The organism is Pedobacter cryoconitis (assembly GCF_003259615.1).
Classification (GTDB): Bacteria; Bacteroidota; Bacteroidia; order Sphingobacteriales; family Sphingobacteriaceae; genus Pedobacter; species Pedobacter cryoconitis.
Genome location: NZ_QLLR01000039.1, coordinates 1 through 14804 on the forward strand (window position 1 = coordinate 1; position 14804 = coordinate 14804).

The following is a 14804-nucleotide window of genomic DNA, read 5'->3' on the forward strand; positions in this document are numbered from 1 at the left end:
CTGGGGTACTTGTCCCCAGAAGAATTTGGTAGAAACTTAAATAAACAAAATATTGCCGCTTAACTAAATGTCAACTTTAATGTTGCAATTCCAGACATAAAAGTCTAAAAAGTACTCAGGTGTACGCTAAAATTGTTGACAAGAAAAAGAATGAAGCGGCAAGGAGAATAGTTCTTGATTTGGAATGCCTTTAGTGATAACTATCTAGTTTAGATCTTTAGTGTGATTAGTTCTAAATTCATGATTTAAGTCAGAGCAGTATTGCTATGTTAATTTATGCCCTAGGTGGATGTTAGGCTAATTGTGCAGTGACTAAAAGACTTAGAATCTTCTACTCTATAAGTTCGTCAAGTTTTTCTGTTAAACTTGACGATTTTCTATGAAAAATTATTGATATCGCTGGGGATTCATTTACTACACTTTCCCTTTCAGTGCCATTTGCAAAAGTGCTCGCACATCCAAATGCTACAAGTATAATAAGGATGCGATTATCAATAATATTTTACCAGACCTTAAATATGGTAACATTATCCTAAATACCAATATTCCCGAAAATATTCTAAAAGAAGCAGGGTTAAGGGAAGGTCAGTTTGTTAAGCCCAAAGAGGAAAATCGCGATGCTTCAACAGAAAATGCAATAGATTTGAATAAGCCGGCCGGACGCGGCCGATAATAATTTACCTAGCTATAATATTATCTTAAGCCAATTAAGGTTTCATCACTTTCCGATACTAACGAGAAAGTGCATACTAACAAAAAACGTTACCGTGTATTTTTAATATTAGTATGCTGATAAATAAATGTTTAGATTTTTTAGCTTAATCTGTATAAGGCTTCTCTAAAATCAGAAATAAAAAAATGCCGCAATTACGGTAATGCGGCCAACTAGGTCCTTTTCCCAGGGGAAATTACGGTACAAATATATAATAATAAGTTTACTGTAAATATCTCCTTTTTACATTGAGAACTAAGGTTTGTAACATTGCTCTGCATAAAACACCTTTAAAATCTGCTCATTGTAAAGGAGCTGGAGCATATAGCTTCCATTTTTTTGAATAGGCTGGCGAGGACATTCCATAGTCCAAGTAAAAGTCAAACTCGATTGGCATGGTTCTGAAGAGGTCTATTTCGGAATCTGAATAATTTCCCGCCTTTTCAAGATAAAAACCTATCGACTGATGATAGGGATAGGTATAATCCAGTTCGTTCAGGTAGTCTGCAAGTGTAGCGACCGATATCAGGCTTTTCGCCTTTTTAAATATGGCGGCCATCTCTTCGGGACCGGTAGCATAAGCGGGCCGTACCACACAATCGATCAATGTTCTTTCAGGGTCGGTAATCCTGATTTGTTCCTTTCCCTTCAGATCGGCTTCTATGACACCCAATTGATTGGTGGATTTTCCTTTTACAAGAACCACCTGTTTACCATCAAAATTACTAATCGATGCGGTTTGTCTCTGCGCACCTTTAAAGGCCCCGTCGATGCCTGATTGCACCAAAATCCCCTTACCTGATTTGGATAGCGCTTGAGACTGCTCCCTGTTAACGTAGATTTGATCCTGAACAACATCTGTCATTTTCCAGAATGCCAGAGCCGTAGCATGCGAAACATAAGAATTCCGTATCATTTGTGAAACTACATAGTAGTCTGGGCAGCTTGTTAAATAATAAGCCTCGTGCCATTCCGTTCCGAAATCAAGGTGGCAAGAATTGATGATGCCCTCATATTCCAGCGCCTCTACGAATTTGCGGGAATTCATTGCTGCGGGAAGGCTCCATTTCTTCTTGCCTTTCAAAAACAGCTGACTTAAATCCTCGTCAGCATATACATGGGGCTGATGTTTTATTAACTTCGCTGTTATATATGGGAGCGAGATAGAGATTCTTGACCGGTTTGCCATTTTGATTAATCCTAAAAGTGTAGGTGGCACCCATCCATGCGTTTGTTATATATAACAAACGCATGGATGGGTGCCATATTGTGTATTAAAAATAATATTTATTTTTCTCTTAAAACCCCATGAAGAATAAGTGAACTGGAGAAGACTAAATGTAGTTAGTCATTAGTCGGACTTGAAAATATATATATTTTCAAGTCCGACTAAGTTACAAGAAATATTTTACATTTCCAAATGGCACATAATTGACCTTTTATCAACCCAAGATATTTGTGCATTGAATGCATTATTTTAAACCCAATGATATAAATGATTGATTAGATGTGATTTTTGTTATAAATCATTGATATATAATCATTTAATTGATATATTATTATGTATTAATGTCACCTTTATTTTTAAAAATGTGACAAAATAACTAAAATTAATGTCACTTTAATTTTAAAAAATGTGACATTAATAATTTTGTTTATCTTTGTTTTTGAAAGGTAATAATATGATCACTACGCACGCAGCCATTGAGGATAATATTAAACGTTATAAACGTGGAGAATTGATCGTGCCTTCTGATTTCAGGGGCAAGGGATCTGAAAATGCAATTAAGAAGGCTTTATCTAGGCTTGCTGCCAAAGGAACGATCAGACGATTGGGACATGGGCTATATGTACTGCCTAAAAAAGACCCCTTGTTCGGAGAAGTACTGCCTTCAATTGAGGATATTGCATCGGCACTGGCAAAAAAGGAAAAGGTGAAAATAAAACCTGCCGGAGCATTTGCACTTCACAAACTGGGATTAAGTGTGCAGGTGCCAACAAAACTTGTTTACTTAACAGATGGTAACGGAAGGCTCATAAAGATCGGTAGGAATACAATCAGGTTTAAGCCAACTACGCCAAAGAAAATGGCCTTTAAGGGAGAACTCAGTGGATTGGTCATTCTCGCGTTGGAGGAGCTGGGCGTGGATCAGATTGATGAAACTACTGTCAAAAAACTGGGCGACCTATTGCTAAATGAAAATCCCTTAATGTTGAAGCATGATTTGAAACTCGCGTCGGCCGCGGTTCATGATTTTTTAATAAAACTAAATTCGGTTAAATGATAGAATGGCTTAAATTAAGCGATGACCAGCGCAGAACAACTCTGGCCCAGGCACAGATACAAAGTGGTGCCATCCCAACTGCCCTGGAAAAGGACTGGTGGGTAACACTGACACTCAAGGCGCTATTCCAAACGCAGTATGCCGATTCCCTCATTTTTAAGGGTGGTACCTCATTGAGCAAATGCTGGAAGTTGATCAGGCGCTTTTCCGAAGACATAGATATCGCAATGGCACCAAATCTGTTCGGCATGTCATATGAGGAAACACCAGGGAGAAGCTATTTGCACCGGCTGAAAAAGGCTGGATGCGAGTTTACGAGCAATCAGTTAAAGCAGGCGCTGATTGAACAGTTCGCCGCTTTAGGGCTTCCAGAAGGTACCGTTACGGTAACCGAAGGAACTGTTTTAACAACTATGCCGGATAAAGATCCACAGGAACTGTATGTAAAATATACTTCTTTGTATGAACCGAATCCATATCTTCCCGATACGGTAAAGATTGAAGTCAGTGTTCGCTCTAAACTTGAGCCATATAGCGCTATACCCATACAATCCCTTTTAAGTGAACACTTCCCGAGCGCTGCTTATCCAGAGACCCCTTTTTCCGTACTTGCGGTAGAACCTCATAAAACCTTCCTTGAGAAAGCCTTTTTGTTGCATGAACAGTTTCATAGAGGAGAAGGGATAGCAATCAAAACGGAAAGGATGTCAAGGCATTTTCATGATCTTGCGCAGATGATGGACACGGAAATTGGAACAAAAGCGCTTGGAGACAAAGATCTTTATGCCGCTATCATAAAACACCGCAGTTATTATAGCAAGTTATCGGGTATCGATTACGAGTTACTCCATACACCACATATCAATTTTTATCCGCCTGACGACATTTTGGCCGGGTACCAATCAGATTATAAGGTAATGCTGGAAAACATGATCTATGGCGATGCACCAGATGAAGTCCAACTGTTCGAGTTGATGAAAAAGCTTAACCAGCGTTTTAACCAGATCGTTCACGAATAAAAAGAAATTTGAAAAATAAAGCAGCTAGCGCGGTGTATTATTTAATAGTTGATTTATGCCAAAACTTATTTAAAAATGGGAGACCTTATCCAAGATACCGTTAATTACAATAGCGCCTACATCAGTCTAAGTCTGTTGGATGAACTGGATTATTGCCTGGGCGGTTATGGCAAGCCCACACCGGAATTTATCTTTTCTCTAAACACCTTTGTAGAATCTTTTATTGGCTGTTCAGAATTTTACACATCATTGGATGAACTGAATCATCTAAGCTTGACAGCACCTGCAATTTTTCCAACAGGGCGCCCGATACTCAATATGCTTGTGCGTGAGACGGGCTTAAAATTCGTAAGCGGTGTATTAGAAACACCTGGTCGGGTGATATATAAAGTTAACCGCGAAGGAAAAAGTAAAAAGGAGGCTGAACAAGAGTTCATTACTGAATATGGTCGAAAGTTAAAAACAGATTATTTCATACAAAGTGATGTAACTAAACCTGTAAACAAACTTCCATTGGTAACAAGAGAATTTAATGATAAGGATGAATTTATTGTTTCTGAAATTCAGACAAGTTCTCACGATTTGATAAGCAATCTTATCAGCGTATCGAATACATCTACAATTCAGACTACACTTCCAATCGGATTGTATGGTCAACATGTCAACGAAATTGCAAAAACTCCATACTCAATCGAAGCGCTTGAAAAATTGTCGAAATTACACCAAGTTCAGCTTAAGGACTTATTAGAAAGTTTGGGCTATCATTATCTACCCATACCGCCATTTACTACGATACTGCTTGCACAATTGGATAATATCGATCAAATACCAACTAAATTGGCTCAATTGCGTGCTGACTTTCAAGAGTTAAGGGAGCATTTTGTACTGTTGGAACGGCAAATTCAAGAAGCACCCACTATCCGGGAACAGCTGGAAGCCCGGAAAGCATTCAATTCGTTTTGGACTACTTTTGTTAAAAAATATGTTAATCCCAGTCATCGTTTACTTCATAATCACTTAGATATTTTTCAGAATGCTGATCTTGATAAAAGTGCGAATGCTTTTTTGAAATCTCAAGATTTGAAGGAGGGGCTTAAAGAAATAAATTTCGCCAAGATAGCTGGTAAAATATTAACTCACTCTATGGATTGGTTTAAAGACCGTAAAGTGATCAATCGGTTTAAAGGCTTGACTAATATATGGGAACTCTTTCAAAACAGTGCCAACATCAACCAACAGTTGAAGCATTTTGAAAGGCTCTTCGGTGTTAGCTTCAGCAATGCTGAAATGAAGCGCATTCACGAATTCATTAACAACAAAGTGACGGACATTCCCAAAAAAATCTCTGCTTAATATGTCTTATTTTAGTAAACCTGCAACCGATATTTTTATTCCTGATGGCAGTGGCTTTCGGCAGGCGCCACCTGAAATGTCTGGCTTGTCCTTTAACGATTGTATTACGTTTCTAGGTTATCATAAAGATCAGGTCATGATTTTATATAGCACCCAGAGTGAGAAGATAACAAACATTGCATTTGAGATTTTTACCCGGAACATTGTCTTTATTCGCACGGATAAAAAAATCACTTTCATCGCGGACCGCGATTTAAAAAAAGCATTAACAGGATTTTCCGTAACAAAATATTACACAAGTGGTGAAATAAAGACCCTTCTGGAGACTGGTATTGAAAATGAATCATTAACAGTAGAATTTCTAGCTAGCGCTCTGAAACTAACTAGTGTGTCAAGAAACGGAATGTTCTATGCATCCCAGATCAAAACCTACCTTTATTTTACTAATGGATTGCTGAGTGATTTTTTATACGACGATGGCTTTAGCACGGATGCTAAACAATTAAAGCAAGTTAACAAAACAGTTTATGATATTTTGGCCCGTGCAGCTTATAAATACCGGGTAGAAGACGATTTTGGCGCACAAAAGGAAATCAATATTCAATCCGAGGCTTGGTCGGCAATACCTAATGCTTTTGGAAATGAATTTATTCCCTTGCATACCTACGACGGAGGTTTAGTTAATCTCCATATGATTCGCGTTTGTCATTATGGGCTCCCTATCACCCGATTGGCATTTCAGGAGATTAATTATGGTCGTTACCATGTCATTAGTGGCAATGGAACAGGTGATGTAGTTTTGCGACTCGGTCATTTCGATTATCGCTTTTCCAATAAGGGCGACCTAATTGAATTTATACCTTTGTAAAGTATATTTGATTGCCATCTTATCTCTTATTCAGGAATTATCGTTTCTTTTCCTTTGTCGTACCATTGAACAAATTGCCTGGCCATATTTAAATCGGAATATTCTTTTTCGCCAAAATCAATCCAGTAAGGCTTTTCTGCATTGAGGTTTTCCAGGCTAAAATTCTCTAAAATGCGAGCATAAAGATTATCCTTGTCAAAGTGATCGACAATATACTCATATTGATTTTTTGTAATATCTGTTTTAAATTCCCCAGCCCTTGCATTGCTTCTACCGACAGGAACAAATGCTTTAAGAAGTTTAAGCACGTGATCTTTGCCCTTGTTTAAATAGTCTTCTGTATATTTTTTAAATCCAGTTTCATCCGACAGCTCCCAACTATAAAGGATATACAGAATTTGATTAGGGTATTTTTCAAAAACACTATCATCTCCGGCATCGGCAATGGCCCGTTGTACAAGCAGTTTGGCTAATTCATCGTACTCTTCTGTTTTAAATAATTTTTCCTCAGGGCGATCTCCGGTTCTTAACCAGTTATTAATGGTATATGCAAACTGGAAGTCCTGAGGGTAGGTCATTAGTTCTTTAGCAAATTCGAAGATATGTTCCTTTTCGTGTTGTCTAAGAACTTGGTAGGCAAAAATGCTTGCCTGACCGAATGGTGTCTCCGCACCAAATCCTAACATGCCCCCTGAGTTTGGTAAAAGGTCGCTATTATCGCATAACGCTTTTAATAGTATCTTTCCTTGTTCCCAGGTATAGTCTGTTTCCCTACTCCTCAGTTTCTGGACAAAACTACCAGCATCGGAGGTAGCTATAATATTTTTTATTCCTGTCGCTAAATCCTGAATACTACTCGTCTCAGCTTCCTTAATTAGTCTGTCAAACTCAATATCTGAAATATCGCCTTCAATTACCGCATAGGAAAAATATCTGTCAAAGTACTTAGGGGAAACAATTCTCTTTTGAACAAAAAAATCATTCTCTTTCTCGTCCGTAAAATTAAATGGGTCGGACGATCCGGCTTTGTTGGGAAATAGGCTGTTTATCAAATATTTAATATGGCTTTTCTCTCTCCCGGAGTTTCCATTTGCAATTTCTTCAAAATGGCTGTTTACAGTCTCTGAATTACGGTCTGAACCGAGAAAAAAATCTTTTGGGGAGCCCACAAAGTATTCCGGATGATGTTTAATAAAGGCATAATGCTCTGGATAGAATATCTTAACAGCCTCAATGAGCATAAGATCCACGATATTAACTTCACTGTTTAGCAGTGGCAGTGAAAATGAAAGTGTGTTTCCATATCTTACTGCCAGGCGGGGTGTAGTCAGTTTCGGTAAGATAGAAGTTGTAAATTGATAAATGAATCGCTCCCCTTCTTTCTTCTCGACAGTGATTCCAGCAGAATCTATGGCATTATTAATCAACTTCAAACAAAACCTTTTTAAGGCATCAGGTTGTGCTTTTGGTATCGTAAGCGGAACTTGTATAATCTTTTCTAAGAAACTAGCACCTGATTTTTTATCCCCGGCACCAAAACGCTCCCCAATTGCGGCAGCAACCATTGATTCATCAAACGATAAGATGTAAGTGGTATTCGAAAAATCCGCAGTGAGCTTAACCAATCTGAATAGGCTATATATTTCTTGCTTATCTAAACGGTCAATATCATCCACGAAAACGACGATTTTACTATTAGACTCACTTAAAAAGTCATTGATTCTTTCTTTGTACTTCTCAATATCTGCATCAGAAAATGCTTGCCCGACTGTACTGATATCTACACCAAAAAAACTCGTTAATGAGCCATATTTTGTTATAAACCCACCTATTTTGTCGTTCCACTTCTCCATTTTCTTGCCTAAAGCCAGGGCTATTTTATCAAAATAGTTCCTTAGCAAACTGTCTTCGTCACTGTATCGCCAGGGATTAAACTTGATAGTGATAATTTCGTCGTCTGTTTTGAGTTCCTCTTCGATGAAATTAAGGATGGATGTTTTACCCTCTCCCCATGCCCCGAACAAACCAAAGACTATGCTTTCTTTATTTTTGCGCGTTTTTATCGTATCTGCAATACGCTTGGAAAATCCATATCTCTGAAACTGATCGTCGCGCTGTTCTGATATCGGCGAATCAGAAGTATAATTTTCTGTATTATTAATCTCTGCGCTCATTTAATTTTATTGAAAAGTAAATATCTCAAAATTAACTGGCATAAGTTTAATAACCTCAAAAATGTGATTTCCGATGAGTAATAATTCGAAAATGAATACGAGAAATCCTTCAGAATAGATATCTTCAAATTCGCGATACCACTTATTAGACAGGTTATTTTAAAAGGCTTTTCCATTACACCTAAAGATTTAACTGAGGGATTTTATACTGATCCAGCGAAGCACTATATCGATCTTACAGTTGCTCCTCTTGTGTATTCTTGTTAATTTCAGTATATCGCACACATGTCGAATGAATTTTACGCTATTTTTTTTAGATTGGTAGCTTATTCAAATGCTTATCATGGACAAATTTGACTTATCCTACGTGCCAGTCTTGGCTGTCGCTGCAACTTTGATAATTGCCTTTGTGAATTACTTAAACTTCAGGCTGAACAAAACCTTGAATATTAAAAATCACCTATACACGGAAAAGCTGAAAGTGTACCGGGAACTCACAAAGCTATTGAGCGAAATGATCCGGCTTCACGACAAAGCCATTGATTTACTGGATAAAGGAGCAGAAAACATAGAAACCTCCAAGGCACTCAATGCCTGTTCAGATGAAATTAACGAAATGGGCATCCAGATCGATAAGTTAATCATTGAGGCTTACCTTCTGGTACCTGACCGCATGGTCAATTTTCTCCGAGATTTTTCAGAATACATCGGCCAGCCGGTAGCCGGTTCGCCAACATTGGCAGAAGACTTGGCAACTTTAAGAGCGGCGGACCAGAGAATAAGGGAAAAAGCAGAAGAACTGATTGGAGCATTGCGTGAAGATATTGGAACCAGACGGCTGAATACTAAGATGACGAGGCTTTAACCAGCTCAATGCAAAACATGAATAACCATGAAAATTAGAATGCTCTCCCCGATAAGGAATTTCAGTATGGAAACGGAGGAAATCTCCCTGACTAAAAATTTGAAAATCATCAAAGGCGAACTGTTAAACTCAAAAATCCAGCTTAGCCGTAAATTTAAAGAGCAGGTAGGAAGCATGAATTGGGAACTGCTTACCAACCACTATATCTTTTACTTCCTTGGTGAAGCTTCGGAACTGATTGAACTACGATCTTCAGACCGGAACACCACTATGAAAACGATTAGCGGCAAGCTGGGAGACTTTTTCTACCAGTACATTGATGGTTTATGGTTCGTTAAAGACAACTGTTGCTTTTGCAACCAATACTTTCTAGAGCTGATTGCAGACCAGCAAGTTTCCATCACCTACAAAGACATTGTTACCAGTACTGCGACAGATCAATTTTCCTGGTTTAGTTTCAATGAAGAAGAATTGGCATGGCACAATATGCTGTTCTTTAAAATGAAAATGCCTCAGGTTGTTGCAGAAGCCCACCATCAGCCTCATTTTGATGAACTTTTCAGTGGGGAAGGCGGGATCATCGCAAGTCCGACCAACAAAGTTGTTTACAATCATCCGCGTTTATACCGTGCACTGTTCTTTCTGAACATGGTGCGAAAAAACGGTAGCGCCATTACGAAGATTACCTTTTTTATGATGCTTTACGAATGTCTTTTTACATCCGATGACCGCTCAATTGCCAAAAGGATCAGGGAACGTGCGGCCACATTGCTAGGAGGAAATGGTAAGGCTAAAAAAGCATTTAAGGAACTCATATTTCGGGCTTACGATATCAGGAGCCGGAATGTACATGGAGATGCCATAGATTTGGTACCTGAGAAGGTTAGGGAAATTGTATCGGCACTGGATCAGTTCACCAGGGAATTACTGCTAAAGTTGATAGAATCAGATGAAATTAAAATATTCACAAGCCCGGAGTCAGCTGAAAATAAAGCCGCTTTCGAAAATTACTTCGAGGGCCTTGTGAGGCAGGCGGCGAAAGTGGATTTTCTGGAAGAAATGCCAGGCCTGCTCAAACCATGCGTTATTTCTGCCGTAATTCCCAGATGACAATGATCCTTGAGAACGACAACCAAAAATTTCGATTAACCCTTTGTCAGCAATTTTGAATTTAAGGGCGTGTGTATAAAGAATTTGCTTTTCAAGGGGCATACCCTTTAAATTTAAACTATGGAAAATAACAAAAGCGAATTCCTGGTAGACCAGGTAAATAGAAGTGTCTTTTTTAGCGAATTTACATACAGTCAAAATGAGTTTACAGCAGGAAAGCAAAAATTGGAACTCGCAGACCATGTAGTCTGGCTTGACAATTTATTTTTCATTTTCCAGATTAAAGAGCGGAATCCAAGCGATGAGTCGGACGGTGCCAAATGGTTCCAAAATAAAGTGATCAACAAAGCCGTCAAACAGATCAAAAACACTATCAACTATCTGGACGAATACAGCCATATTCCATTGACCAATAACAAAGGGCATGAATTCAACCTGTCTAACGCAAAGTATTTGCAAAAACGAAAAGTGATCGTTTATAACCCAGCAGCAAATTTTCCTGACGAGAAGCGCAATCTGAAATTTTATGAAAGCAGCCAAGTAGGCCTGGTCCATTTGTTTCATGCCGAAGACTATGCCTGGATTTGCGAGTATCTTCAGACACCTGCCGAAGTGGAAGAGTATTTCGACTTTAGGGAAGAGTTATATGAAGCGCAAAAGCAAGTCATTATCCATCTCCCGGAGCAGTATGTCATGGGTCATTTTTTTGAAACACTAGAGGTAGACCATATCGATGCACGGTACATCAACCATGTAAAAGATTTCAATCACGAAAGCGTCGACGAGTTTAATGTTTCAGTTATCATTGCCAATTTTACCAAGTCGATCAGACTTGCCGCTACCGCTACGGAATATTATCCCATCATTAGGGAGATCGCTAAACTAAAGAGATCAGAGTTGAGTGAGTTCAAAAAGCGGTTGCTAAAGACCTTGGATGATTGCAAATCCAATGAAGTAAAAATCCCCTACAGGATTTATTGTCCAAGGACAGATTGTGGATTTGTATTTATCCCAATCCCTCAAGCATTTTGTAGTAAATGGAGAACAGCGATTAATAATTATACGAGGGTCCATAAATATGATCAAAAGGCTACCAAATGCATCGGTGTGACCGTAATGCAAGTGTTTGACCCTAAAATCACATAGATATGAACTGGTTATATATGGAACAGGAATGGGAATATGATGACCTTCTTGAAGCTGAATTGGAAAAGGACTTTCCATTTAGAAAAGTATCAGTTAAGGAAGTCAAAAACAGGTATACTAATCAATAACCTTAGCGGTTTTTTGGGTATTACCCTCTAGTAACTTTGCGAACAGCATTCTCTGATATTGGAGTTTCTAGATAACCTATTTTTAACTACACCAAATAATCACTATTCGTTTTTTAGCTCTAAATCGGTCATTCTACTCAAATCGGACAGGAATTTTCCGACTCTCTACCATAGGCTTCTACATTAAGCTTGAACGAACTTTCCATTTCTTTAAGTGTAATGGACAACAAATCACCATGGTCTTTTGCGGCTAAATATGAAGCAAAAGAGCGCTTGGTTTTTAGGTAATTGTCGATTCCTCCATCATTTTGGAACTGCTTCATAAGGTTCTTATTCTGTTTAACATAACCTTTTATCCATTCAGACAGCATTCCTGGCTTTCTTTTTAATAATCCAAAATATTCAATCAAGAGATCAACGTGTAGGATAACTAGTGGTTGAATACTCTCAAAGTTTTCACGTCTAGGGCCAATCATGTCATCAAAGGAGGCATTTACATATTCGTGTACACCGCCAATATTTACATTCACGTCGGAACAAATGATTATGGGATAAATGTTAAGGCGTTTCGCGGATTTAACATCCAAAATGTCTAGAAGCTCAGAATCTTCAGCTCCGAGGTACTCTATCTGTCTAATGAGTTGAGCAGCTCCTTTATTCTTGCCACCTTTTTCCTTGCTTGATAAAAAGTTATTGTCCAGATAGGTCTTAAACTCCTGATAGTCTAAATTTTCAAGTGTTCGGGGGTTCAGATCGGTCATCTTCACTTCAATTAGAAAAATATCTCTCGCCGAACCCTTGACTATAAAATCTTGATATTTCTCGGTAGCTATCACTAGATGCCCGTAATTCTGGAAAATCGCGTTGAGATAATTTCCGACTAAGTATTTTTCGAAAAAATGCATTCCAATGTAACTTTTAAATATCCCAAAATTCTTAAATCGGGGATCTTCCGTGAGTACGCGTTGATAAAAAGAGTAAAAAAAACCATGCTCCATAGCATATTGAAAGAAACTATAATCCAAAATGATTGCCTGTTGCTCAGCGATAAAATAAAAGGGCTTTGGTATGACATCCATATGCAGTGACAATTTATCCTTTGTATCTATGTCGCCCAGTTTAAATTCAAATTCTCTAATAAGTCCCACTGGCATATTCACCAGCTCTAAAATATGCTTTCCTTGGTTAGCACTCCAAGTGACAGTGGTTAACACTTCCATAAAGAATTTATTGAAAAGCCACGGATTCCCAAGTCCAATTTCTTTGAAATATTTTTGCGCTGGGCTTTTTAGCGATTGATGCTCAGTAACAAACTTACTGATAAAGGCAAACTTCATAGAAGTGACCATATTCAACGGATCTCCTCTGCGAAGATATGACTGCTGCATTACCTCGAGTTTGAATACCGCCTCCAAGCTTTCAAAATTTTTGCCGTCGAAACGGCCGTAGTAGAGTTGATTATAAATCAACAGCGTTCGGAATAGATTTCTTGCAAATTCCAAAGTATTGATGATTAGGTCCGGAGAACCCTGCACATAATTTTGAAGACAGTTCGTCATCAGTGTGGTAAGTGGCGGAGCTGCAAACAAGCGAGATACGCCATGGTAATCCGATGCAATTTCCTCGAAGCGTTTTCGATCCAGTACGTTTTCGAAAATAACATTCTTTAAAATGACAAGATCAATATTCTGACCATCCCGTTCTTGAAACAGCATTGCATTAATCTTTGACAGGCGTAAAAGAATGAGATCGGTAGGATATTCCCTCAGAAAGCTAAGACTATCTTCCGGCAATGGTAATTTAAAATGATCAGTATAGCCGGAAACTGCAATGTAATTCGTAATCTTCATAAACGTCAAAATAAAGGTAAACCTGTTATCAATAAATATGATCTATTTCCGACGGAAAAAATAATTTCACAAGGATTTCAGAGCATATTGATCGTTAAACATTGTATATGTATAAAACACGAAGTTAAATATAGGCCGCCAATCTATCTGAACTTTTGGTGTTCCCTTATTTGAAAATATATATTCAAGTCATTTTCTTGCTCCCCAATTTTGTGTAGTATTTATGTTGGTTTTTGAAAAAATTAAAGGCAAGAACGATGTATTAGAAAAAAAAATAAATTTGAGTTGATAAAAAAAAACCTTACAAATACATTACGGGATTTCTTTGAAGGCTTGTAATTGATTGATAAACATATTGTTAGAAATGGGTAGCGTCCATCTGTTAATCAGAAGTTCCTTTTGGCTTTTGAACATGAACTTTTGAAATCCCAATTCTATTATTGGAATGAGGGGTAACATTTAAATGTATCAAGGGATTAAATTCAATGTGATATGGTAAGACTAGGATATTATAATCTTTTGTTAGATTAGCTGATTTTGTAGTTTTATTTGCTTTTTCAGCTCGAGATCATGATCAATGAAATCACAAAGTTTAGTGTATTAAATTGTAAATATGAGTATAAATTGTTGATTTACAGCATGTAGAGGTATTTGTTTACATTGATAGTTTATAGTTTTAGTATTGTCAATCAGGTGTAAAATATTTGTATCCGTGTTGTACCTAGATCTATGTAACTTACTGATAATCAGTTTATATGTAAATACTGTATTGGTAAATAAGACCGATAAACAACGATAAATAACAATAGTAAAATATATATAAAACTCTGATAATTAAATTATTAGCGTTTTTTTTGTAATTATACCTTATTGATTTTACTGGTAGTTTAGCATATTTTTGTACCTGTATTGTATCTTTAAGGGATTTACTAGAAAACTCATTTTATTAAAAATTCAGTGGCTTGTATTCTTATGTTTAAAAATTCGTTTTCGCAATAACCTTTTTACCAGTTAAATAATGTCGCCATCATCCAGGATGTTGAAATGCTTTCGAAATGAGTAAATACCACAAAATAGTAAATAAGATATTAGAGATTGAAGGGGGGCTGTTCCGAACAATTTGTGATGAAGTTCTTTATTTAACAGAAGAGGACTGCAAAAGAATTTTCAGACCAGGTAGTTAGGTTGGAACTAACAAGACCAAATCTGGGACACACGACTCCTATATTGTATTATCTATTGATTAAGCTTCAAACTCCAAAGTTTTTTTGAAAGCTTGCAGTTAATGTCAAAT

Annotated in this window: 11 protein-coding genes; 8 read left to right on the plus strand and 3 right to left on the minus strand. The window is 37.6% G+C overall.

Annotation, left to right across the window (positions count from 1 at the left end; all coding sequences use genetic code 11):
* Window positions 1-1013: 1013 nt before the first annotated feature.
* A complete protein-coding gene (locus tag LY11_RS23925; RefSeq protein WP_111636133.1) occupies window positions 1014-1931 on the minus strand; it encodes a type IV toxin-antitoxin system AbiEi family antitoxin domain-containing protein in 918 nt (305 codons plus the stop codon).
* Between the two features lie 463 nt (window positions 1932-2394).
* Here LY11_RS23925 and LY11_RS23930 point away from each other — a divergent pair, with 463 nt between their 5' ends.
* The 4 genes from LY11_RS23930 (at window position 2395) to LY11_RS23945 (ending at window position 6237) form a co-directional block, all read left to right on the plus strand.
* A complete protein-coding gene (locus LY11_RS23930; protein ID WP_111636134.1) occupies window positions 2395-2997 on the plus strand; it encodes a DUF6088 family protein in 603 nt (200 codons plus the stop codon).
* Complete coding sequence (locus LY11_RS23935; protein ID WP_111636135.1) at window positions 2994-4016, plus strand: nucleotidyl transferase AbiEii/AbiGii toxin family protein; 1023 nt, start codon at window positions 2994-2996, stop codon at window positions 4014-4016. Before LY11_RS23930 ends, LY11_RS23935 begins: the two co-directional genes overlap by 4 nt.
* 75 nt (window positions 4017-4091) lie before the next feature.
* Window positions 4092-5369 carry a hypothetical protein gene (locus LY11_RS23940; protein ID WP_111636136.1) on the plus strand — a complete coding sequence of 426 codons (1278 nt, stop codon included), beginning with the start codon at window positions 4092-4094 and terminating at the stop codon, window positions 5367-5369.
* A 1-nt stretch (window position 5370) separates the two neighbouring features.
* A complete protein-coding gene (locus tag LY11_RS23945) occupies window positions 5371-6237 on the plus strand; it encodes a hypothetical protein (RefSeq protein WP_111636137.1) in 867 nt (288 codons plus the stop codon).
* Window positions 6238-6263: 26 nt separating this feature from the next.
* Here LY11_RS23945 and LY11_RS23950 read toward each other — a convergent pair whose 3' ends face one another.
* The gene (locus LY11_RS23950) at window positions 6264-8411 is read right to left on the minus strand and encodes a KAP family P-loop NTPase fold protein (protein WP_111636138.1); all 2148 of its coding nucleotides are present in this window, start codon (window positions 8409-8411) and stop codon (window positions 6264-6266) included.
* A gap of 343 nt (window positions 8412-8754) precedes the next feature.
* Between LY11_RS23950 and LY11_RS23955 the strand changes: the two genes are divergently transcribed.
* From LY11_RS23955 to LY11_RS27215, 4 genes are all read left to right on the plus strand, one after another.
* Window positions 8755-9276 (plus strand): hypothetical protein, encoded by a 522-nt coding sequence (locus LY11_RS23955; RefSeq protein ID WP_146610908.1) that lies wholly within the window; start codon window positions 8755-8757, stop codon window positions 9274-9276.
* 27 nt (window positions 9277-9303) lie between these two features.
* Window positions 9304-10386, plus strand: coding sequence for a HEPN domain-containing protein (locus tag LY11_RS23960; RefSeq protein WP_146610909.1), 1083 nt, complete (start codon window positions 9304-9306; stop codon window positions 10384-10386).
* Window positions 10387-10506: 120 nt separating this feature from the next.
* Entirely contained in the window at window positions 10507-11532 is a 1026-nt protein-coding gene (locus tag LY11_RS23965; protein WP_111636141.1) for a hypothetical protein, read from the plus strand.
* Between the two features lie 2 nt (window positions 11533-11534).
* Complete coding sequence (locus tag LY11_RS27215; protein WP_262510947.1) at window positions 11535-11660, plus strand: hypothetical protein; 126 nt, start codon at window positions 11535-11537, stop codon at window positions 11658-11660.
* A 137-nt stretch (window positions 11661-11797) separates the two neighbouring features.
* Here the strand turns inward: LY11_RS27215 and LY11_RS23970 are convergent, their stop codons facing one another.
* On the minus strand, window positions 11798-13510 hold the full coding sequence (locus LY11_RS23970; protein ID WP_111636142.1) for a hypothetical protein: 1713 nt from the start codon (window positions 13508-13510) through the stop codon (window positions 11798-11800).
* Window positions 13511-14804: the final 1294 nt, after the last annotated feature.